The 22,303-nt window shown below is 72.6% G+C and carries 16 protein-coding genes and 1 tRNA gene; 6 read left to right on the forward strand and 11 right to left on the reverse strand.

Translation table 11 applies throughout. From position 1 onward, the window contains the following. Positions 1-131 precede the first annotated feature (131 nt). Positions 132-875, reverse strand: a complete 744-nt coding sequence (locus tag ACIQUR_RS05865; RefSeq protein ID WP_403658888.1) for a GPP34 family phosphoprotein — start codon at positions 873-875, stop codon at positions 132-134. Between the two features lie 119 nt (positions 876-994). Here ACIQUR_RS05865 and ACIQUR_RS05870 point away from each other — a divergent pair, with 119 nt between their 5' ends. Continuing rightward, the gene (locus ACIQUR_RS05870; protein WP_403658890.1) at positions 995-4,390 is read left to right on the forward strand and encodes a hypothetical protein; all 3,396 of its coding nucleotides are present in this window, start codon (positions 995-997) and stop codon (positions 4,388-4,390) included. Positions 4,391-4,597: 207 nt separating this feature from the next. Then, positions 4,598-6,355 carry an MFS transporter gene (locus ACIQUR_RS05875; protein ID WP_403659820.1) on the forward strand — a complete coding sequence of 586 codons (1,758 nt, stop codon included), beginning with the start codon at positions 4,598-4,600 and terminating at the stop codon, positions 6,353-6,355. Between the two features lie 65 nt (positions 6,356-6,420). Here the strand turns inward: ACIQUR_RS05875 and ACIQUR_RS05880 are convergent, their stop codons facing one another. The 5 genes from ACIQUR_RS05880 to ACIQUR_RS05900 all read right to left on the reverse strand — a co-directional run bounded on the left by ACIQUR_RS05880 (position 6,421) and on the right by ACIQUR_RS05900 (position 13,419). Continuing rightward, positions 6,421-7,497 (reverse strand): C40 family peptidase, encoded by a 1,077-nt coding sequence (locus tag ACIQUR_RS05880; RefSeq protein ID WP_403658893.1) that lies wholly within the window; start codon positions 7,495-7,497, stop codon positions 6,421-6,423. 80 nt (positions 7,498-7,577) lie between these two features. After that, positions 7,578-8,060 (reverse strand): poly-gamma-glutamate biosynthesis protein PgsC/CapC, encoded by a 483-nt coding sequence (locus tag ACIQUR_RS05885; RefSeq protein WP_399957964.1) that lies wholly within the window; start codon positions 8,058-8,060, stop codon positions 7,578-7,580. Further along, positions 8,057-9,712 (reverse strand): poly-gamma-glutamate synthase PgsB, encoded by a 1,656-nt coding sequence (pgsB, locus tag ACIQUR_RS05890; protein WP_403658896.1) that lies wholly within the window; start codon positions 9,710-9,712, stop codon positions 8,057-8,059. The genes ACIQUR_RS05885 and pgsB overlap by 4 nt, the downstream gene beginning before the upstream one ends. A 6-nt stretch (positions 9,713-9,718) precedes the next feature. Continuing rightward, the gene (locus ACIQUR_RS05895; RefSeq protein WP_403658898.1) at positions 9,719-12,025 is read right to left on the reverse strand and encodes a HAMP domain-containing protein; all 2,307 of its coding nucleotides are present in this window, start codon (positions 12,023-12,025) and stop codon (positions 9,719-9,721) included. Positions 12,026-12,186: 161 nt separating this feature from the next. Continuing rightward, positions 12,187-13,419 (reverse strand): CapA family protein, encoded by a 1,233-nt coding sequence (locus ACIQUR_RS05900; protein ID WP_403658901.1) that lies wholly within the window; start codon positions 13,417-13,419, stop codon positions 12,187-12,189. A gap of 275 nt (positions 13,420-13,694) precedes the next feature. On the opposite strand from ACIQUR_RS05900, the gene ACIQUR_RS05905 reads away from it, so the two are divergent. Beyond that, entirely contained in the window at positions 13,695-14,417 is a 723-nt protein-coding gene (locus ACIQUR_RS05905; RefSeq protein ID WP_403658904.1) for a hypothetical protein, read from the forward strand. A gap of 303 nt (positions 14,418-14,720) precedes the next feature. Here the strand turns inward: ACIQUR_RS05905 and ACIQUR_RS05910 are convergent, their stop codons facing one another. Further along, the gene (locus tag ACIQUR_RS05910) at positions 14,721-14,930 is read right to left on the reverse strand and encodes a hypothetical protein (protein WP_403658907.1); all 210 of its coding nucleotides are present in this window, start codon (positions 14,928-14,930) and stop codon (positions 14,721-14,723) included. Positions 14,931-15,477: 547 nt separating this feature from the next. Here ACIQUR_RS05910 and ACIQUR_RS05915 point away from each other — a divergent pair. The 3 genes from ACIQUR_RS05915 to ACIQUR_RS05925 all read left to right on the forward strand — a co-directional run bounded on the left by ACIQUR_RS05915 (position 15,478) and on the right by ACIQUR_RS05925 (position 18,669). Beyond that, positions 15,478-15,924 carry a hypothetical protein gene (locus ACIQUR_RS05915; protein ID WP_403658910.1) on the forward strand — a complete coding sequence of 149 codons (447 nt, stop codon included), beginning with the start codon at positions 15,478-15,480 and terminating at the stop codon, positions 15,922-15,924. Next, positions 15,888-16,160 carry a sortase domain-bontaining protein gene (locus tag ACIQUR_RS05920; protein WP_403658913.1) on the forward strand — a complete coding sequence of 91 codons (273 nt, stop codon included), beginning with the start codon at positions 15,888-15,890 and terminating at the stop codon, positions 16,158-16,160. Before ACIQUR_RS05915 ends, ACIQUR_RS05920 begins: the two co-directional genes overlap by 37 nt. 2,023 nt (positions 16,161-18,183) lie before the next feature. Further along, positions 18,184-18,669: an SMI1/KNR4 family protein gene (locus ACIQUR_RS05925; RefSeq protein WP_403658916.1), complete on the forward strand. Its 486-nt coding sequence runs from the start codon at positions 18,184-18,186 to the stop codon at positions 18,667-18,669. Positions 18,670-18,720: 51 nt separating this feature from the next. On the opposite strand, the gene ACIQUR_RS05930 is transcribed toward ACIQUR_RS05925, so the two are convergent. The 4 genes from ACIQUR_RS05930 to ACIQUR_RS05945 form a co-directional block, all read right to left on the reverse strand. Continuing rightward, positions 18,721-18,793 (reverse strand) — tRNA-Arg (locus ACIQUR_RS05930). A gap of 695 nt (positions 18,794-19,488) precedes the next feature. Next, positions 19,489-19,917 carry a hypothetical protein gene (locus ACIQUR_RS05935; protein ID WP_403658919.1) on the reverse strand — a complete coding sequence of 143 codons (429 nt, stop codon included), beginning with the start codon at positions 19,915-19,917 and terminating at the stop codon, positions 19,489-19,491. 127 nt (positions 19,918-20,044) lie between these two features. After that, on the reverse strand, positions 20,045-21,562 hold the full coding sequence (locus ACIQUR_RS05940) for a flotillin family protein (RefSeq protein WP_403658922.1): 1,518 nt from the start codon (positions 21,560-21,562) through the stop codon (positions 20,045-20,047). An 85-nt stretch (positions 21,563-21,647) separates the two neighbouring features. Then, complete coding sequence (locus tag ACIQUR_RS05945; RefSeq protein WP_403658924.1) at positions 21,648-22,157, reverse strand: hypothetical protein; 510 nt, start codon at positions 22,155-22,157, stop codon at positions 21,648-21,650. Positions 22,158-22,303 lie beyond the last annotated feature (146 nt).

The raw sequence follows: 22,303 nt of genomic DNA on the forward strand, positions 1-22,303 counted from the left end.
GCACGTTTTGCCGGCGCTCTTCCTCCCCCGGGGGGGGGGGGGGGGGGGGGGGGCGCCCCCGGGGGCCGCCCCCGCGGGGGGGGGGGGGGGGCCCGGGCCCCCCCCCCCCCCCCCCCCGCGCCGGGTGTGGGTCAGCGCGTCGCGACGGCCCTCGCCATCGCGGTCGTCCCGCGGCGCGGCTGCATCGGCACGCCGGCGGCCGTTGCGGCCGGGCGTCCGGGAGCCTGCGCCTGGGCGCGGCGCGGCTGCGCGGCCACGCCGTTCTGAACGTCCATCACGGCGTGTGCCACGAGGCCGCCCATGGGGTCGTGCCTGATCAGGTCCCGCAGCCGGGACCTGGACGAACGCCCCTCGTTGCCGGGGTACAGGTGCTTGCCGAGGCCGACCGCGTGGGCCAGGGCGGCGAGCGCCGCGGTCCGCGGGTCCGGCGGTACACCGGTGCGGATCGCACTGTCCAGCCGGGCCCTGATCTCCCGGCTGATGGCCGTGTCCGTCGCCTGGTAGCGAGTCGTCGGCAGCACCCCGCACATCTGGCCCGCCACGGCATGCACCATGCCGCAACGCTCCAGGTGAGCGAGGTAAATCTGGCGGAGCCCCAGCCGGGGTCCGCCGATCCAGTGGACGGCCCGGACCGGACTGCCGCGTCTGCGCAGCAACTCCAGTGCGGAGTCCAAGGTCGGATCTCCTGTCGGCCGTGGCATCACCACGGCGATACGATCCCCGTCTGGGGCTATCCGTCCTGCCAGAGCCAGCTCTACTAGCTGGGCCCCGGCAAGGCCGAGGTCGAGCGACTGCGGCTGCGCCGTGGTACCCGTGGCCGGGTCCAAAGCGAGCAGCAGAAGCTCCTCCGGAAGTGTTCTGCGGCTCCTGCCCATCCATGCCTCCCCGCGTGGATGAATGACAGGGTGACCCCTCTCACATTCATCTGTCGAGAGTGCCTGGCCGCTTTGGACGGGAACCGGCACTTATGTCGTTCTCGTCTAGGCCGGGGGCGATGGCCTCGAGACGGGACACTGTTAGCGGTTCGGACAGCCGGACAGCGAGCGAGGAGGAACTGGTGGCGGGCGAGTCCCCCGACAAGTCGGTACAGCAAGGTTCGTCGGGGACGGCGAACGGTCCTGAGGACCGCGACCCCCGACTCTCCGTCTTCCGTCGGCCCGCCACGGGCGAGGACGCCGCTTCCGGCTCCGCCGGTTCCGGGGACGCCGGGTCGGCTCCCGCCGGGTCCGGGGGTTCGACGGGCGCCGGGTCCGGGGAGGCCGCTTCGGAGGGTGCCGGGGCGAAGTCGTCCGGCGCCGCCGGTTCGGGTTCGGGCGCCGGTTCGGGTTCGGACGCCGGTACGGGTTCCGGTCCCGCCGGGTCCGGGAACGCCGCGTCCGGCACCGCCGGTTCGGAAGGGGACGGTCCCCGTTCCGCCGACGCGGAGCCCGCCGGGTCCGGGGACGCCCGGCCGAAGGACTCCGGCTCCGCCGCGAAGCCCGGCGGTCGGGACGCGTCCGGCCCTTCCCTCGAAGCCGGTTCCGGTTCCGCGCTGGACCGGCTGTCCCGCGCCACCGGCTCCGCGTCGTCCTCCGTCGGTTCCGGTTCCGCGCTCGACCGGCTGTCCCGCGAGGCCGCCGGGTCCACCGCTGCGGGTTCCGCTCCGGTCCGGGGGGCCGGGTCCGCAGCCACCGGCTCCGAGGCCCCCGAGGCCGCCTCCAAGGCCTCCCGTGGTGCCACGGACGGTTCCGCCGGGGGTGCCGCCGGTTCGCGCGACTCGGCGGCGACGCCGGCCGGGGCCGACCACTCCTCCCGCTCCGGGGACGGTTCCGCTTCCGCCGAACGGGGAACGTCCGACACCGGCCGGAAGGGTGAGGCCGAGGCCGGACCGGTTGACGGCCGGGAGCGGACGGACGCCCCCGCGTCCACCCCGGCCTCCGGTTCGGGTGCCGGTACCGCCTCCTCGCCCGCGCCGCGCGCCGGCGGCGGCTTCGACGCCTTCGCGCGGCCGGCCCGCCGTACGCCTCCCGCCGGGACCGGCAACGGTGCGGCCGACCCGCGCGTCGTACCCGGCCAGGCCGGCCGCGGCGCGGACGACGAGCTGCGCTCCGCCGTCTCCGCCTGGGTGTCCCGCAACGCCGACGAGGGCGATGCGAACGCGAATGCGAAGGCCCCGGCCGCGGGTGCCCCGAAGCCCCCCGCGGCGAGCCGCACCTCCGAGGCGCCCGCCGGACCCGGGTCCCCGGCCACCGACTCCGCCGAGACCGCTTCCGCCCCGGGCTCCGGCTCCGCGGCGGGCTCCGCCTCCGCCGCGCCGAAGGCCCCGGCCACCGGCTCCGGTGCCCCGAAGGCGCCCGCCGCCGGTCCCGGTGCGCCGAAGGCGCCGGCCGACGACGTCGAGCGCACGGCGGTCTTCCGCATGCCGAAGCCGCCGGTCGCCGACGAGCCCACGGCCACCGGCTCCGCGGCCCCGAAGGCCCCCGCCACGGGTGCGGCCGCCCCGATGCCCCCGGCCACCGGCTCCACGGCCCCCGAGGCCCCGGCCACCGGCCCGGCCGCACCGAAGCCGCCGGCCACCGGCTCCGCGGACCCCAAGGCCCCGGCCACCAGCCCGGCCGCACCGAAGGCCCCGGCGACCGGTTCCGGTGCCCCGAAGGCTCCGGCCGACGACGTCGAGCGCACGGCCGTATTCCGCATGCCGAAGCCGCCGGTCGCCGACGAGCCCCCGGCCACCGGCTCCACGGCCCCGAAGGCCCCCGCCACCGGTTCCGGTGCCCCGAAGGCGCCCGCTGCCGGTCCCGGCGCGCCGAAGGCGCCGGCCGATGACGTCGAGCGCACGGCCGTCTTCCGCGTACCCAAGATCCCGGCCGCGGACCAGGCGGGCCCCGGCGCCCCGAAGCCCCCCGCCACCGGCTCCGGCCCCGGCGCCCCGAAGCCCCCCGCCACCGGCACCCCCGCGCCCGGCGCCACCGCACCCGCGGCCGGCCGCCAGGCCACCGGCACCGCCGCCCCCGGCGCCCCCGCACCCGCGGCCGCCCCGCAGGGTCCCGGCGTCCGGCCGGCCGGCACCTTCGTGCCGCTCCGCGAGGAGACCGAGCGGACCAAGCAGCAGCCGCTGCCGCCGAAGCCCCCGCTCGACATGCTCGCCGAGCTGACGAACAACCCCCCGCCGCCCCCGAGCCCCCTCCGCACCGCCGTGCGGCGGTTCAAGATCTGGACCCCGCTCGTGGTCCTGCTCGGCGTGATCTTCGCCGTCGTGCAGCTCGTCCGGCCCCTGCCGGACCCGCACCTGGTGATGACCGCCGACAAGACGTACTCGTTCGCAGGTGAGAAGCCGAACCTGCCCTGGCCCGAGCAGCCGCGCACCCAGGCCTTCATGGCGGCCGCCGGACTCGGCACCGTCGGCTCCCACGGCGAGCAGAAGCCGGTGCCGATCGCGTCCGTCACCAAGTCGATGACGGCGTACATCATCCTGCGCGACCACCCCCTCAAGAGGGGCGAAAAGGGTCCGATGATCGACATCGACCAGGCCGCGGAGGACGAGGGCGGCAAGGACAAGTCCGACAACGAGTCCACCCTCAACACCGTCAAGGCGGGCGACAAGATCTCGGAGTACGACGCGATCGCCGCCCTCATGATCCCGTCGGCGAACAACATCGCCCGGCTGCTCGCGCGCTGGGACGCCGGTTCCCAGGAGGCGTTCGTCAAGAAGATGAACGACACCGCCAAGGAACTCGGCATGAACAACACCACCTACACCGACCCCTCGGGCCTGGACGCGACCACCGTCAGCACCGCCGAGGACCAGGTGAAGCTGGGCCTGAAGCTGGTCGAGAACAAGGCCCTGATGGACATCACCAAGCTGCCCTACTGGGAGGACCCCTCGGGCAAGCGGTGGCGCAACTGGAACGACCTCGTCCCGTACAACGGCGCGCTCGGCATCAAGACCGGCTCCACCACGGCTGCCGGCGGCAACCTGCTCTTCGCCGCTCACAAGATGGTCGGCGGGACCGACCAGCTGATCGTCGGCGCGGTCCTCTCGATGCACACCTCGCGCATCCTCGACGACGCCATCGCGGCCAGCAAGAAGCTGATGCTGGCCACCCAGGACATGCTGGAGAACGCGAAGGTCGTCAAGAAGGGCGACGTCGTCGGGTACGTGGACGACGGCCTCGGCGGCCGCACCCCGGTCGTCGCCACCGCCGACGTGGAGGCGGTCGGCTGGCCGTCCGTCACCGTCGACATCGTGCTCTCCGACGGCGGCACCAAGCTCCCGCACTCGGCCACCGCCGGCTCCGAGATCGGCACGCTCACCGTCGGCGAGGGCGCCAGCCAGGTCAAGGTCCCGGTCGCGCTCCAGAGCGAGCTGGCCGAGCCCGGCTTCGGAGCCAAGCTCACCCGCGTCGGCTGAGCCCTCCGCACCACCACGCGGTCGAGGAATGAGAGCGGTACGGCGCCCCGGTCAACCCCGGGGCGCCGTGGCGCGTCTAGCCTCCGACCGGGAAGGCACACGTTCGACCAGGGGAGAGGCGCAGTGACGACCGCCGAGCGGCAGGAGGCCGCCCCGTCCCGTGCCGCCGCCCCGGACCCCGGGGCCGGACGGCCGGGGCTCGCCGGCCTGCCGCGCCGCCATCCGGTGGCCTTCACGACCGCGCTGGCCGCCGTGCTCCACGTGGTCTGGTTCTTCGCCTTCGCCAACAGCGGCGGGGACCTGGCCGCCCAGGACGCCTGGGCCGAGTTCGTGGGCCGCCACCCCGACTCCGCGTACAACCTCGCCTGGTACGGCGGGATGCACCCGGTCTCCTACAGCGTGGTCTCCCCGTACCTGATGTCCCTGCTGGGCGTCCGTACGACGATGATGGCCGCCGGCACGGTCTCGGCGGGGCTGCTCACCCTCGTCCTGTGCCGCTGCCGCGGCGCCGTCCGCAACCCCCTGCCGCCCGCGCTGGCCGGCGTGTTCGCGCTGCTGTGCAACGCCCTGTCCGGCCGCGTCACCTTCGGCCTCGGCGTGATGTTCGCGCTCGGCGCGGTCGCCGCCGTGTTCTGCTGGCCCCGCAAGTGGAGCCGCAACCGCTGGGGCAAGGCCGCCGCGGCCGCCCCGCTGGCCGGCCTCGCCACCGCCGCGAGCCCGGTCGCGGGCCTCTTCCTCGGCATCGTCGCCGCCGCGCTGTTCCTCAGCGGCCGGCGCCCCGGCGCGTACGCGATCGGGCTCCCGCCGGTCGTCGTGGTCGGCCTCTCCGCCTGGCTGTTCCCCTTCTCCGGCACCCAGCCGCTGTCCCTCGGCTCGGCCGCGCTGCCCTTCCTGTTCGGCGCGCTGGTCTTCCTCCTCGTACCGCGGGGCTGGAAGACCGTCCGGGTGGCGGCGGCCGTGTACGCCCTCGGGGTGCTGCTGTGCTGGCTGGTCGACTCGCAGATCGGCTCCAACGTCACGCGCTTCGCGATGCTGTTCGCGGGGGTCGTGCTGCTCGCCGCCCTGCCGTACGCGGCCCCGCGCAGCCGGCGCTGGTACGCGCTGCTGCTGGCCTTCGCCGGCCTCAACTCCTGGATCGCCGTCAACAGCGTCAGCGACATCGTGCGGACCACGCCCAAGGCCGCCTGGGCGCGCGAGCTGTCCCCGCTGGTCGACCGGCTCCAGCGGGTCGGAGCCGAGCGCGGCCGGGTCGAGGTGGTGCCGGTCGGCAGCCACCGCGAGTCCTCGGCGCTCGCCCCGTACGTCAACCTGGCCCGCGGCTGGAACCGGCAGGCCGACCTGGAGCGCAACCCGCTCTTCTACGACGACACGCTCGACTCCGTGAACTACCGCGAGTGGCTGGACCGCTGGGCCGTCCACTGGGTGGTCCTGCCGCAGGACACCCCGGACTCGGGCGGCGAGGCCGAGGCCGCCCTGATCCGGCAGGGCCTGCCGTACCTGGAGAAGGTCTGGGGCGACGCGGACTGGCAGCTGTTCCGGGTGTCCGCGCCGACCCCGCTCGCCGACCCGCCGGCCACCGTGCGCCGCGCGGACGCCGGCGAGGTGGTCATCGACGTGGCGCGGGCCGGCCGGGTGCTGCTGCGCGTCCCGTACTCGCCCTGGCTGGGCCTGGTCGACGCCGAGGGCAAGGCCGTCGAAGCGCCCCGGGAGACGGCCGCCTCGCTGGCCGCGGGGACGGAGCCGAAGGAGTACGAGAACGTCGCCGGGTGCCTGCTGAGCACCCCGCGCGACGCCGTGGGCGACGAGTGGACCGTGCTGCTGGCGCCCCGGCCGGGCGAGTACCGGCTGGCGGCCAAGTACCGGCTGCCGCGCGGCACACCGTGCCCGGAGGAACTGCTCGGGAACGACTCCGCCACCGGGCCGGTCGGAACCGGCCGCGGTGGCGGGGTGGAAGCGGAGCGCTGAGCGGGGCTCAGGGGCGCTCTGCGGGCCCGGAGACGCCGCGGGGCGTCCCGGGGCCGCCGGCGGGCTCAGAGGCGCTTGGCGCTGCGCAGGGTGCTCGCGTAGTAGCCGTTGCCGTCCAGGCGCGAGGTGCCGCCCTTGTCGCCGATGGTGGGGCCGTTGGCCTCTTCACGGCTGGATATGAAGATCTTGTGGCCCTCGGTGTCGTTGCCGAGGTACATGCCGGTGTGGTCCAGCCGCTCGCCCGTACGCGCGTCGAGCTTGAAGAACAGCAGGTCGCCCGGCTGCAGCACGTCGATGTTGCTGGGCCGGCCGGCCGCGGAGACGCCCTTGAGCGGGATGACGTCGACGCCGACCTTGGAGCGGGCCATGCCGTTGGCGGTGCGCGGCAGGCCGTCGCCCGAGGTGTCCGAGGACATCAGGGGGAAGCGCGCCCGGTAGCCGAACAGCGTCCGGATGAAGCCGGAGCAGTCCATCGAGCGGTAGCGGTTGGCTTCCTGCTGGATGGTGGTGCCGTCACGGAAGGTGTACGGGATGCCCAGGTAGTCGTAGAAGTCCGACTGCTCCAGGCGGTAGTCGTTGCCGATCGAGCCGTTCGGGTTGATCGGGCCGAAGGAGGCGTCGCCCGCGTACGGGATGCCCTCCGCGTCCTTCTTCACCGGGGCCTGGTCACCGTACTGGAAGGCCATGGCGAAGAGGTCGTCCTCCTCGCTGCCCTGGTACTTGGTGAACCACTCCTTGAACCACTGCTCCTTCTCGGCGCCGCTGCGCCACGGCTCCGGCATCAGCCGCACCCAGTCCGTGGTCACCACGCGGGTCTTGGTGGTGGCCGGCTCGGTGAAGGTGCGGCTGGGGCCGGTGAGCGTCGCGGTGCGGGCGCCGTCGGTGAAGGTGGCGATGACGTTGCCGTCGCCGCCGCGCAGCACGGAGCGCTCGGGGTTCTTCAGCCGCTCCCACTTCTGCTCGCCGCTGGAGGAGCTCTTGCCGGACGAGTCCACGCTGTCGGTCACGCTCGCGATCGCGGGCGCCTTCTCCTGCTCGTCCTTGCGCAGTTCGAAGGTGAAGTACGCGCTGCCGGCGAGCAGCGCGACCACCGTGACGGCGTGCAGGACGGGACGCTTCTTCTTGGGCTTGAGTTCGGCCATCGGTCGCTCCGGGCGGATCGGTCAGGTACGGCGGGCGGGTGCGGGTGTGCGGCGTACGCGTGTGCGTTTGGACGCCAGCCTTACACGTGGGGCATGAAACCGAGCAGGATTCCGGCGGTCAGCACGACGTACGTCATGAGCGTCGCGGAGCCGGTGGCGAGCAGGGTGGCGCCCTTGGGCTGGCGGACCAGCTGGTAGGCGATCAGGCCGGGCACGATGAAGCCGAGGGTCTGGTTCGCGTACAGGAGCGGGAACTCCATCTGCAGCACGATCACCACGGTGGCCTGCAGCAGCACACCGATGAGCACGACGGCGGCGAACAGCCGCTTGCCGTACAGGATCACGAACTTCTGGGTGAGCAGCGTCAGGACGTAGGTCAGGACGGTGACGCCGACGACCAGCGCGGCGCGCTGGAGGTCCTCGATGAGCGTGAGGGCGAGCCAGCCCGGGGTGATCATGCCGCCCGGGGAGAGGTTCGTCGTCAGGTAGCACAGGAGCGAGAACAGCAGGCCCAGCGCGATGCCGATCGCGGCGATCTCGGGGGTGAGTACGGCGGGGATCAACGGTGCTCTCCTGGGCTCTGCCACTGCTGCGGGTTCGGGTTGGGCTGTTGCTGCTGCTGGAACGGCGGCCACGGGGCCGGCGGACGCTGCTGGCGCTCTTGCCCGTACTGGTCGGGCGCGTACTGGTCCTGCGCGTAGCCCTGCTGCTGCTCCTGGCCGTACTGGGACTGGCCGGGCGGCAGCTGGTGCATCGTCGGCTGCTGGTGGTGCTGCTGGTGCTGCTGGACCGGCCGCCCCTGCTGCACCGGCACCGGCTGCTGCGCGTACTGCTGCTGCTGGGGCTGCTGGTACGGGTACGGCTGGCGCGGCTGCGGTACGGGCGCCTGCATCCGGCGCGCCTCCTCGGCGGCGGGCAGGTTCGCGTACGGGTCGAGGTGCTTCATGTACAGCGCCATCGTCTGGTCGTGGCGCGGGTGCTGGGCGGCGGGCTCGCTGCCGGGGGCGCCCATGGCGGGGCCGCTGTCGCCGTCGTCCTCGAAGTTGGGCAGCTCGGCGAGGTGCTCCAGGAGGATCTCGCCCTGGCCGTGGATGTTGCCGATGGAGACGAGCGACGAGTCGGGGCCGAGGTGGCCGAGGAGCTCGTGCATGAACTCCTCGCCCTCGCGCTCGCCGCCGAGGTCGATGGCCCGGTCGCGCCACTCGGAGGGGATGGCGTCGATGGCCGACTTGGTCGGGTGGCCGATGACGAAGACCTTCTCCGGCTTGATGTCCGGGATGATCTGGCCCATCTGGCCGTTGCGCTCGACGCGGTCGGGGCGGCAGTTGATGACCACGTTCAGCGGGCGCTTGATGGCGCCGAGGTCGATCAGCTGCTGGATGTTCATCAGCGTCGACTCGGGGTCGTTGGCCGCGAAGATGTTGCCGAAGCGCAGCTTCTTGTCGCCGGGGGCTATGTAGCGCTCGACGGAGAGCACACCCGGGTCCGGCGGGGCGTCGTACATGCCCTGGAGCGCGGTCTGGCGCTCGATGCCCAGCAGGTCGGCGACGACCAGGGCGATGGCGACGTTCTCCTTGAAGGTGAACCAGGAGAAGCCGCGCAGCTCCTCGTCGGTGACCATGTCCGGGTCGGCGTAGATCAGCTGGCAGTCGCGGGCGTCCGCCTCCTGCTGGAGGACGTGGAAGCGCTCCTTCTCGGCGGTCACGCAGATGCCGCCGTGCGGCATCGAGCGGGACAGCGAGCGGCCGATGTCGTCGAGGGTGGGGCCCATCTCGGCGACGTGGTCCTCACGGACGTTGCAGAGCACGCCGATGGTGGACTGGATCAGCTTCTGCTGGTTGAGCTCCTGGAGGGGCGGCATGACCGCCATGCACTCCATCACCAGGGCGTCCGGCTGGTACGCGGCCGCACGGCGCACGATGCCGATCTGCTCGACCACGTTGGCGAGGCCGAACTTGCGGTAGACCGGCTCCTCGGTGGCGTCCGGGTGGATGAACCGGGCCGCGGTGCCGGTGGTCTTGGCGACCGTCACCAGCCCACCGCCGCGGAGCGCGCCCGCGACGAGGCGGGTGATGGAGCTCTTGCCGCGGATGCCGTTGACCAGCACCCGGGTGGGGATCTCGTTCAGGTTGGCGAAGTGCCGCCGCTGCTCGATGATGCCGGCGACCAGCATGATCGCGCAGCAGATCAGGAGCACGACGTAGAGGAAGAGCACGGCGGTTCAGTTCCTTCCGGCCGGAGTGGCCTTGCCGGCCCTTCCGGCACTTCCACTGGCTTCCCGCTTCTTCAGCTCCACGAGCTGCTGCCTGATGACCTCCAGGCTGCGGGTGACGGCGCCGACCTCGTCGTGGTGGGTCGGGAAGAGGACGGTCCGGCGGTCGCCGTCGGCCAGGGCCTCGGCGCGCTGGGCGAGCTGGCGCAGCGGGCGGACGACGATGATGTGCATCCAGCCGAGGCAGGCGGCGACGGCGGTCAGGCCGAGGAGACCGGCGAGCACGGTGCGGTTCTGGAGGTTGTACTCGGGGATGGCCAGGCCCTTGGCCGGCTGCCAGCTGACCACGGTCCAGGCCAGCGGCTTGGCCGCGCCGCCACCGACCATGGGAACGGCCGCGGCGATGTCGATGCCGCCGCCGTCGCGGAGCAGCATGCTGCTCGGTCGGGGGCCCTTGCCGACCTTCTGGTTGGCGCCGGAGACCAGGGCGTCGATCTTCTCGTCCCCGAGCTTCTCGAAGGCCAGGTAGCCGCTGTTGCCGCCGATGACGCGGTGCTTCTCGTCCACGACGCGGACCTGGCCGAGGCCGGGCCGCTTCAGCAGCGAGTTGAGGAAGTCGATGCGCAGCTCGCCGACGACGGACGCCTTGAGGCCGGGGGCCTCGGCGTACGCGACGATGACGGGCTCGTTCTTGGCCTCCAGGAGCGTGACCGCCTGGCCGGGCGGCTTGCCGCTGGGGTGGCGGGGGTCCTTGCCGGCCTTCGCCGCGATGCTGCCGTCGTTCTTGAGCACGTACAGCGACTCGTAGCGCGGGTGCTGCGTGAGCGTGCGCTCCAGGATCGTGGTCATGTCGGACGGGCTGGTGTCGCCGCCGAGCATGGAGGCCACCGAGGTGAGGTCGGCGTGGCCCTCGTTGAGGGCGCGGCGGATGCGGTCGGCGAGGGTGTCGGTGCGCTCGCGCTGGTCGTTGATGATCGTCTGCGGGATGGCGACGGAGTCGCCGGCGCGGTTGATCAGCAGCACCAGGGGCGCGGACCACACGACGATCAGGGCGGCGCAGATCGCGACCAGGGCGCGCATGCCGATGCGGCCGCGGCGGCCGCGGCCCGAGTCCCGGCCCTGCTGCTCCTCGGCGGGCTCGCCGAGGAGCTGGCGGCGCAGCCGCTCCAGGGCGGCGCCGATGCGGGAGGCCTCGCCGTACTTGGGCAGGCTGACCGGCCGGGTGAGGTCGCCGCGGCTGAGGCGGCGGGACTCCAGGAACAGCTGGAGCAGCGGCTTCTGCACGGTGCCGATCAGCACGGCGAGGGCGATGGCGCCCATCACGAGCAGGGCACCGGCGGCCGCGATGCCGAAGAACGGGTCGACGCCGGCCGTGCGCTCCTCGGTGACGTTCACCATGGCGACGACGGTCAGGCCGAGGGCGCTGGCGGCGGTGGGGACACCGGCCTCCGGGCCCGCCAGCGAGGCGTAACCGGCGACGGCTCGCTCACCCGAGTTGAGCGAGCCGAGCATGTGGCCGCTCACGCCGAGGAAGCCGCCGGCGCCGGGCTCCTTCGTCTTCTGGGGATGCTGCTCCGCCTTCTTGCCCGCGATCTTGGCGAACTTCTTGAGCTGCTTGCGGGACTGCTCGGTGGATTCCTTGACCTCGTCCGACTGGATCTGCTCGTCGTTGGCGAGGCCGTCGCTGCTGAGGATCTGGCCGGTGTGGTCGACGACCGCGATGGCGCGGAACTTGCCGAGGCTGACACCGGGGAACTTCAGGCTGCTGGAGGCGACGAGGAGCAGCTGCGGCTTGCCCGGCCAGGACAGCACGGCCAGCGTCAGCAGCCGGGTCTCGCCGTTCTCCAGGCGCACCATGCGCGGGGCGAGGCCGTTGTCGTCGGTGAGCTTGGACCGGTCGATGGCGGTCAGCGGCAGGTTCTCGCCGCGCTGGGCCTCCAGCTTTCCGGACTTGATCTCCAGCACGGCCATGCCGCGCCACTTCTGGTAGACGTTGCCCAGCTTGTCCAGGACGGTGTCCGCGGAGACCGGGTCGCCGGCGTTGAAGAGGGAGGCGGTGCGGCTGAGGTCGGTGATGCTCTCATCCAGCCCCGCCCGGAGCGCGATGGCCCCGTCTTCGGCGAAGTGCTGCTGAGAGGTGAGCACCGCCTCGGGGACGGCGTCCTCGCCCACGCGGCCGAACTGGAACGCGGTGAGGGCGGCGAGGGCGAGCAGCAGGGCGGACAGCGCGGCGATGGGCGGGCGTATGCCACCCAGCAGCGACATGTCGGCCCTGCGGCGGACCTTGTGCCGCCGCTTCGTGCGCGACGCGGCCAACGGACGCTCCTGTTCAGAACGCCCCGGGGCCCTGGTGGCTCCGGGACTCGGTCGGTGTATGGGCATGCTGGACGAAGTCTGCGGGGTCTTCGGTGAAGGACCGGCAGGGCGCGTGCCGCCCCCGCGTTGTCCACGCGGCCGCCGGTGCGCGCCCCGCCCGCTCAATCGGGCAGACCCTCCAGGGCACGGAGTCCGTCCTTGGCTCCGCCCCGGTTGAGAAGGGTGCCCTGGGTCCTTTCAAAGGCAAGACGGTAGCGGTCCCGCCGCTCGTCGGTCAGGCCTTCGGTGTTCCGGAGGGCCGACTCCAGGTCGATCAGGCGGTGGTCCTGGACCTGGTCGGCCTTCAGCGGCTGCGGGCCGGCGTCGGTCACCTCGGCGTCCGGCGGGAGCTCGACGAAGGTCGGGCGGTAGCGGGCCTGGACGTCCCACTTGCCGTCCTTCTCGGCGAACTGGAACCAGCCGATCACGCCCTCCTCGGAGAGGCCGCTGGGGACCTCGTGGCGGGCGAGCTGGTTGCCGAGGCCGTAGGCGACCCAGGTGTTGCCGATCTTCTCCATCGGCTGGACGACGTGCGCGTGGTGGCCGATGACCAGGTTGATCGTGGTCTTCTTGGCGATCTTCTTGGCCAGGCTCAGCTGCAGGCTGTTCGGGGCGGGCTGGTGCTCCTTGCCCCAGTGGATGCTGAGGATGACGACTTCGGCTCCGGCGGCGCGGGCGGCCTTCTCGGCGTTCGCGATGGCGTCCAGGGAGGTCTTGTTCACGAGCCAGGGCTTGTCGGCCGGGATCGTGTTGCCGTTGAAGCCGCCGGCGAAGGACAGCTGCGCGACCTTGACGCCCTTGACGTCGATGATGTTCGGCTTGGCGGCCTCCTGCGCGTTGCGCGCGGAGCCGGTGTGCTTCAGGCCGGCCTTGTCCAGGGCGTCGAGGGTGCTCTTGACGCCGCCCGCGCCGTGGTCCAGCGCGTGGTTCGAGGCGGTCGAGCAGGTGTCGTAGCCCATGTCCTTGATCGTCGTGGTGATCTGCGGGGGCACGAGGAAGTTCGGGAAGCTCTGCCACGGGCCGTTGGGCTTGCCGAGGACCGGCTCCATGTGACAGATGGCCAGGTCGGCCTTGCTGATGACGGGCTTCACCCCGGCCATGATCTTGTCGAACGACATGTCCGGCTTGCCCTCGGCCTTGGCGTCCTTCTGGGCCTGGGTCGTCAGCTCGGGGTGGATCAGGATGTCCCCGGCCGCGGCGACGGTGAAGGAGCGGCCGCCGGACGCGGCGGTGTTGGCCGCGTCGTCGCCGGAGCTGTCGGAGCCGCCGAGCAGTCCGCATCCGGTCAGGGAGGCGCTCAGGAGCAGTGCCAGGGCCCCGGTCCGGAGGGTGGCGGCTTGGTCGGCGTTGGTCATCACTCCGGTATTTTCATCTGACTATGAGCGCATCTCCCGCAAAACGAATAACGATTGCAATAACTTTCGGCGCGGTGGCTTCCATCTGCGCGATTGTGGTGTGTCTCACGCTGCTCGTTGGGCAACCCTCTGCCGACCAGCAGGAACGTCCGAAGCCGCGGGTGGCTGCGGGCGTCGACCTGGAGGCGCGGATTACCCATTACACAACAGGCTTTGGTGAACGCGGCGGGTACCGCATCCCGACCAAGGATGAACGGCTGACGCTCACTCAGGGCGTGTCGATGCTTCTCGATGGCGATCATGAGGCGGCAAAACGGCAGCTCGCGGAGGTCGACTACGGTTTGCAGACCTTCACCGACTCGGTGAGCGGGCGCCGCTTCGCGGAGGTGGCCGACACGGCCAGCTTCACCGGCAGCCGCAGCCGCGGCTGGGGGCGCGTCTACCTCGACCTGACCGAGCCGGTCCGCTGGTCGGTCCAGGTGCCCCACCCGGTCGCGGACGAGAACACCGAGGACCTCGGCGCGCGGGTGCTACGCGGGGAGCCGGGCGGCGTACTGGTGCTGGCGGGAGCGCACCGTACGGCCGGGACCGGCAACGCGGCGGACGTCGCGCACCGCACGGATTCGGTCTTCCACAGCGTCATCGACGAGCTCATGCGGCGGAAGCTGCCGGGCGTCCAGCTGCACGGCTTCGCCAACGAGTCCTTCCCCGAGTTCGACGTCGTGGTCTCGACGGGAGCGGGCGACCGCGCCGTCTCGGACGCGAAGCTGCTCGCGCGGCAGCTGAAGGCCGGGGACCTGGAGGTCTGCCCGGCCTGGGCCCGCAAGTGCAAGCTCTCCGGCACCTCCAACGAGCAGGGCCAGGTGGCGGCCGAGGAGCGGCTGCGCTTCCTGCACATCGAGCTGAACCGCGGGATCCGGACGAACAGCGAGAGCCTCGACGAGGTCGCGGAGTCGATCTCGGTGCTCACGCGGCGCTGGGCGGACAAGGCCCGGTAGGGAAGCGGCGGACGAACCGGCACAAAAGCCTTGGTGCCGTGACGAACCCCACAGCCGACGCCGAAGCCCGCGGTGTGACGAAGCCCACGCCCTGACCCACGCTTCGGCCCCTGCTGCGCGGCCCACCGAACGGCACGCCGCACGCCACACGCCACACGCCACACGCCACACGCCACACGCCACACGCCGCACGGCCCACGGCACGGCCCACGGCACGGCCCACGGCCTGACCCCCGGCATGACGAAGCCCTCCCGGAAGATGCGCCCCGGGAGGGCTTCGTCGCGTCTGGGGTGCGGTGGGGGTCAGCTCAGCCCCCGGCTCCGCTCGCCGATGCGGTCGCCCTGCGGCGAGCCCGCACGCTTGAGGTCCGCCTTGGTGTGGGCGCCGCCCTTGACCTTGCTGGGGACGGGGCCGCCGAAGCCGTGCCCCGTGTCACGCGGCGGGCCGCCGGCGTCCGCGCTCCGGAGGGCTTCCAGCAGCTCCGAGCGGCCCTTGTTCTGCCTCTTCGCCATCCTGTCTTCACCTCTTCAGACGGTGCTCGATCGGACTATTCGGATCGTAGGCACATACAGGGGCACATGCATCCGCTGCGCGCCCCGCGTGCGGGGCCGGCGGACCTCGCCGACGCCCTCCGACCTGCCCCTTCGTGGACCCCGTACGAGCTTTACGACTTCGCCCCCGCACATCCGCCCAGCCGTTACACCGCCTACGGATGACCGGAACGCGCCCCTCGTAGCTTCGTGTCCGTCGCCCCGGCAAACGCCGACGGCCGGGCGACGACGTCCCGCAGACGAGAGGAGCCAGACCATGCGCGCCACCTTCCGTACCGCCGCGGCACTCGCCGACCCCGGGCCAGGAGCGGCTGGCGCGGCAGCCGGTGAACGAGGTCCGGCTGACGGAGGGCCCCAAGGCGAAGGCGGCACCACGCTGACCGCGGGCGGCGCGGCTCTCGGCGCTGCGGCCCTCGGCTCCTCACTCCTCCGCCACCCCCGCAGGCCCCGCTGACACCCCCGCCCCGAAACCGGCCCCCACCCCACCCCACCCAGGAACGCCCGCCCCATGACCAACAGCAACAGCAACAGCAACAGCAACAGCAGCAGCAGTGCAGGTATCAGCACCCCCACTCCCACCCTCCCCCGCCTCGCCCGCGGTGTGGCCGCGGGCGTCCTCACCCTGGGCCTGACCACGGGCCTGGCGGCATGCGGCGGCAGCGACGCGGCACCCGCCCCGAAGCCCAAGGTCGGCAGCACGGCGACGACCCCGGACGAGCACCCGGCGGTCAAGCCCCTGGGCAGGGCGAAGCCGACCGGCCTGAAGATCCCCTCGGCCAGCGTGAACACGACGAAGATGACCGACCTGTCGGTCGACGCCAAGGGCGAACTGGGCGTCCCCGACGCGGACACCGAGGCGGACGTCCCCGGCTGGTGGACGGGCGGCGTGACCCCGGGGAGAAGGGCGTCTCCGTCCTGGTGGCCCACTACGACACGAAGCACGGCCCGGCCCTGATGAAGAACGTCGGCAACGTGAAGCTGGGCGACCGCATCGAGGTCCCGAGGGCGGACGGCACCACCGCCGTCTTCAGGATCCACGAAATCGAGGACGTCCGAAAAGAGGCATTCCCCACCAAAAAGGTCTACGGCCCGACCTCCACCCCCGAACTCCGCCTCCTGACGTGCGGCGGTGACCTGGAGAACGGCCACCGCACCAACAACGTCATCCTCTACGCCGCCCTGACCGCCTGAGCCGGAGGCCGGTGCCCGCACCCGAAGGTCCGCCACCGGCCCCGCCTCACCTCACGGCGAGCAGTAGACGATGGCCTGAGCGGTCCCGTCGACGTTGGGAGAGGTGTTCCGGAAGCTCACCGTCCACCGGTCGGTGAACCCGACCGGCCGCCGCGACTCGGTCGGAAAGATCAGCGGGATGGACGTGACGAACCCACCCGACACGGCCCGCTGCCCAGCCGGGCACGTGGCGGTGGCGGTATTCACCCCACCCTGGTCCTCAACAGTCACCGCCGCCCCCACCACCTCGGTAAGCGTCAACACCCCCGAGGCCCCAGTAGCACCGGTAGCCCCAGTAGCACCCGTAGCTCCCGCAGCACCAGTCCCACCCGTACCCCCAGTGGCACCGGTAGCCCCAGTAGCGCCAACCGGCCCCTGAGCACCCGTAGCCCCGACGGGCCCCTGCGCGCCCGTAGCCCCCACGGGCCCACCCGCGCCCGTCGCTCCGGTGGCTCCGACGGGCCCCTGGGCCCCGGTAGCACCCACGGGCCCCTGAGCCCCAGTCGGCCCCACAGGCCCCTGAGCCCCAGTCGCTCCCACGTCTCCGGTAGCACCGGTAGCGCCCACAGCCCCCTGCGCGCCCGTGGCGCCGACAGCACCGGTCTCCCCAGTGGCGCCGGTGGCCCCGACGGGACCCTGCTGGCCGGTCTCCCCGGTCGCGCCGGTAGCTCCCACGGCTCCCTGGGCCCCGGTAGCTCCGACAGGCCCTTGAGCCCCAGTAGCTCCGACCGGCCCCTGAGCTCCGGTGTCACCGGCGGCCCCAGTCGCGCCGACCGCTCCTACCGCGCCGGTAGCTCCGACGGGTCCCTGCTGACCGGTCTCTCCGGTCGCGCCGGTGGCTCCGAGGGGTCCCTGCTGGCCAGTCTCCCCAGTCGCGCCGGTAGCGCCTACGGGACCCTGAGCACCGGGAGCCCCGGTCGCTCCGGCAGGCCCCTGGCCGCCAGTGGCTCCGGTCGCGCCCGCGGGACCGGCTGGCCCCTGAGCTCCAGCGGCCCCCGTCGCACCGGTCGCCCCCACCGGCCCGGCAGGCCCCTGAGCACCAGCAGGACCAACAGGCCCCTGCACGCCCGCAGGCCCAGTAGCCCCCTGCGGTCCAGCAGGCCCCGCAGGCCCCGCAGGCCCCGCGGGCCCAACCGGACCGACCGGACCCGCAGGCCCAACCGGACCCGCAGGCCCAACCGGCCCCGCAGGACCCGCCGGCCCCGCAGGCCCCGCAGGCCCAGGCGGCCCCTCCTTGCACTCGCCCCCGCCCCCACCGCCACCCCCACGAGGAGCAGCACCCCCGGCACCACCACCGGTGTCACCACCCGCACCACCACCCCGGCCGGGGCTCGCCCCCACCCGCACCGGGCCCGGCGGCCGACCTCCGGCACTCCCGGCCTCCGCGGCCGGCAGTCATCGCCCCCACCCCCACCCACACGCAGGCCCCCACCACCGGCAGCAAAGGCGGCAGCAGCGGCGCGCCCCCGAACCGCATCCGCAGCATCAGCCGCACCCACCACCCCCGCAGCACTCGCCACAGGCGCGACGAGCCCCACCAGCACCAGCCCCAACGACGCCAGCGCACCGCCGGCAACCCACGCACCGCTCCGCGGCAGCGGGCCCAGCCACAGCTTCGTTCCGTACGGAGAACGCACCCATCTCCCTTTCAGGCCTGGGCCGGACGCTCCCCGGAAGCGGGCCGAGCGCCACCGGCCATCAGCACTTCCATCGGCCCCGCCGCCCCACCCTTGAGCCCCCCACCAGCACGTTCATCCCGACAGCGCACCAGAACCGCCCACCCCCGCCGCACCCCAGGACCCCACCCAAACCAGCCCCCACCCCCACCGCACCCCAGGACCCCATCCAAACCAGCCCCCACCCAAACCAGCCCCCACCCCTAAACTCCGCTCACGTGACCACGCCCCCAACCCCACCCACCCCAACCCCCGCCCCAACCCCAGACGCCGACCGCCGCCAGTTCCCCACGGCCCTCGCGGCCGCCATGGCAGTCCGCCTGGACCGGATCGGGGAGGACGACGTGGACTTCGAACCCCACGAGTCCTTCCTCAGTGCCGACGAGACGACGGACTGGTTCCGCGCGTGGACGGGCAACGACGACCTCGACGGCGACGCCTTCCGCGTCTTCGGCCAGGACGGCACCGGCGGCTACGCGGCGTTCTGGCTGGTCCGCCCGGGCCGGCAGCTGGCGGACCAACCCGTCGTCTTCCTCGGCTCCGAAGGCGAGACCGCAGTGATCGCCCGCGACCTCGGCGCCTTCCTCTGGCTGCTGGCCGACGGCTACGGCCCCTGGGAAGCGGCAGCCGGGTACGGCGCCGACCCCGACTGGACCCCCCGACGCATCCAGGCCCTGGCAGCCATCGCCGACCAGCACGCCCCGCACAGCCGCGCCCCGGCAGCCTCGATCGTCACCGAGGCCACCAAGGAATTCCCCGACTTCGAGGACACCATCCTCACCCTCTGCCGCTGACCCCCCAACACCAAAGGCCCCCCACCGGAACGGTGGAGGGCCTTTGCCTTGTGCCCCCGGCAGGATTCGAACCTGCGACACCCGCTTTAGGAGAGCGGTGCTCTATCCCCTGAGCTACGAAGGCGGGGGCTTGCGGGAAACCTTGCCGGAAACCCCGCGGCGGGATCCTCGGCCGGTGACGCAAACCTCCAGGTCAGCTGGCGTGCCAGTGCCGCTGGGGAAGAGTCCTCGCGGACACCTTCCCGAGCATGCAGCCGGTAGCCGACTGACCGCAGACAGCCTAGCCGATCGTGCTGCGCGGGTGCGCCCCCATAACGCGTCACATCCAGGATCGCGCGCCAGTGGCTGCTGAGCTGCGAAAACGCGGGCCGTGTCAGCGGTGACGGAGGTGCCGTTCATTGCCCGCTGTCCCGCGCAGGTGTCCGTTCCGTCTCGTTGGCGGCTTGGCTCCCTGGAAGAGGGGTCGCTGCCGGGCGTGCGGGGGCTACGCCGTTCCCTGTCACGGTCGAGCCGGGCGGCCTGGCGAACCTCGACGTCGGCCTCCCCGCGACCGAGCGCCCCGGCGATCCAGTCCCTGACGGCGCGCCACCCGTCCGCCGTCATGGACGCGACCACCGCCGAAGCGCCGGCCATCCCTACGGTCGCCAGCTCTGCGGATACGTCCAATGCCGTCCCCTCCCCTGTGGCAACAGTGACGGAGAGCATCCGTTCCCCAGCCGCCTCGTCCCCATGGACACGGAGCGCAACGTGACGGATTCGCAGTGTTAGCCGACCGAAAAGGCGCACTTGCGAGGCCTATGGCCCGCTGCACTGCGCTGATCACCGTCGCTCATGGGCACTGGCGCCCGCAGAGGAGGATTCCGCACAGGGCGATGACGCCCTTCTACTCGGCCGGCGGCGGGTCGTCACCACGACGGCGAGTGCCGGCAGCCCGGTTGAGATCAGGTCGGTCACCAGCCCCTGTCGGACGGCGAGCTGTACACGGTCCCAGTCGCCGGTCATCGCGATCTGGATGATCCATACCCCGAGGAAGCCGGCGACGACAACCAGCACGAGCAGGGCCACCCGGTGGGCGGTCGCCCGTGCGGCGGCGTGGCCGCGCGCCAATCGCGCGCCGGCCGCGAGGAGAGCGGCACCGGCCAGGCCGAACAATGCCGCGTTGACCGCGTGCCATGGCGCGGTCTCGAACCGGATCACCGCGTAGGAGAGGTACCACAGAGCCGCGCCGAGGGAGATCAGGGCTGCCACGGTCGTCCTTCCAACAAAAGTGCGATGGGGTGAGGGTCTGGCGCCCTCGACTCCGGGGCCGGAGCACGCCTGTGCCGGGCCCGCTCGCCCCGTGGGCGGGCCCGGCGTCCGTAGTCGTCGTCGTCGGCTATTCCGTGATCGTGATCTTTCCGTTGGGAGAGGCCGCTTCGGTGTCCCTGGCGGGTCCGGTGAGGCCCTTGAGGAGCTGCGTGATGTCGACCCCGGTGGTGGAGCCGAGGAGTTCCATGCCCTGGGCGACGTTGTCGGCAACCGTGCGCGAGAGCTTGCTTGCGCCGTCGGTGGAGATGACGGTCATCTTGTCGATGGCGGAGAGGGGTTCGGCCGCCTTGGCGACCACCTGGGGCAGGGCGTCGACCAGCATCTGCACCATGGCCGCGTCTCCGTAGCGCTCGTACGCGTCGGCCTTCTTCTGCATCGCCTCGGCCTCGGCGGTGCCCTTCGCGGCGATGGCGGCGGCCTCGGCGTCGCCCTCCAGTCGGACGGCGTCCGCGATGGCGGCGCGGCGGGCGCGCTCGGCCTCGCCGCGCTTGGCGCCCTCGATGGCCTCTGCCTCCGCGAGGGCGGAGCGGCGCTGCTTCTCGCCCTCACCGGTCAGACGGGCCCGCTCGGCCTCGGCCTCGGCGGCGGCGATCGCGGCCGCCCGCTCGGCCTCGGCCTGCTTCACGCGGGCGATCCGGTGGGCCTCGGCCTGCTGCTCGGCCTCGTACCGCCTGGCGTCGGCGGGCTTGCGGACCTCGGTGTCCAGCTGGCGGTCGGTCAGGGCCGCCTGGCGCTCGGCGACCTTCTCCTGCTCGGCGAGGATCTGCTGCTGCCGGTCGGCCTCGGCCAGGGGGCCGGCCGCGTTCGCCTGGGCGGCGGCGGCGTCCGTCTCGGCCTTGATCTCCGCCTGGCGCAGGTACAGCGTGCGCTGGGCCAGGGCGATCTCCTCCTCGGCCTTCAGCCGGGCCTGTTCGGCGGCCTGCCGGGCGTTGGCCTCGGCGATGTCGGCCTGCTGCTTGGCGCGTGCGGCTTCCGGACGGCCGAGGTCCTCCAGGTAGGAGCCTTCCGTGCTGATGTCCTGGATCTGGAAGGCGTCCAGGACCAGGCCCTGCCCGGACAGGCTGGCCTCGGCCTCCTCGGCGACCTGGCCGGCGAACGCGGCGCGGTCGCGGATGATGTCCTCCACCGACATCCGGCCCACGATCGCGCGGAGCGCGCCGGAGAGCACCTCCTGGGTGAAGCCGACGATGCCGTCCTGCTGCTGGAGGAACCGCTGGGCCGCGGCCCGGATGGCGTCTTCGGTGCCGCCCACCTTGACGATCGCGACGCCTTCCAGGTTGGCCTTGATGCCGCGCAGCGTGACCGCGCCGCGGACGGCGACCGGGATGTGGCGGCTGGACAGGTCGAGGGTGTAGCGCTGCTGGACGAACGGGACGACGAACACCCCGCCGCCGACCACGACCTTCTGGCCGCTGTCGTCGGTGAAGACCTTGCCCGTGCTCGGATCGGTGGTCTTCTTCCCGCGCCGACCCGTGATGATGAACGCCTCGCTCGGGCCGGCCACCTTGTAGCGGGTGACGACGACCAGGGCGAGCAGGACGAGGAGTACGACGACTCCCACGACCGCGGTGACGACTGGACTCATGACGGCTCCCCCCTGCCTCCGGGAAAGGGGCAGATCGATGGACCAATGGAAAGTGACCGGAAGCGGAAGGGTTCCGGCGAAAGACTCAGCGGTCGACGGCGCGGACGGTGACCGAGGTGGCCGACGGCGCGGCCGTGACCCAGACCTCGGCACCCCGCTCCAGCGGGGCGTCGGCCGTCGCCGCGTACTTCACCGGCTGCCCGCCGAGCGAGAGCAGTACTTCGCCGTAGCCGCCGGCCGGGACCGGGGTGATCACGCGCCCCGCGGACCCGACGAGGTCAAGCTGGCGCGGGGCACCCCCGCTTCCGTCCAGGAGCAGGGACCGGCTGAAGCGGTACGTCGCCCAGCCGGCCGCTGCCCCGGCCACGGCCCCCGCGGCGGCCGCCGCTCCGGGCCCGAGTCCGGTGGACCCGAGCACGATCGCCCCCGTGAAACCGAGCATCGAAACGAAGCCCGCGACCACCGGAAGCGACAGCCACCCGTCGAACAGTCCGCCGAGGGCACCGTCGAAGAGCCCTTCCAGCACCCCGTCGAACACCAGCGAGGCAGCAAGCAGCACGAGCCCCCCCATGCCGAGACCAAGAAACAAGCCCATGAGCACCTCCTCGTCCCGAAACCCCTGCTTCCCGCTGGACACCTCCACATTCGCAGGCGGGCCTCAATCCGCACATTGCCTGCCGTCGGCAATCTTTACGCGCCTTTAACGCACCGAGCGCGGCCGGGAACGGCTGCTGCCCGCCG

The sequence above is a fragment of the Streptomyces sp. NPDC101132 genome (assembly GCF_044759225.1).
Taxonomy (GTDB): domain Bacteria; phylum Actinomycetota; class Actinomycetes; order Streptomycetales; family Streptomycetaceae; genus Streptomyces.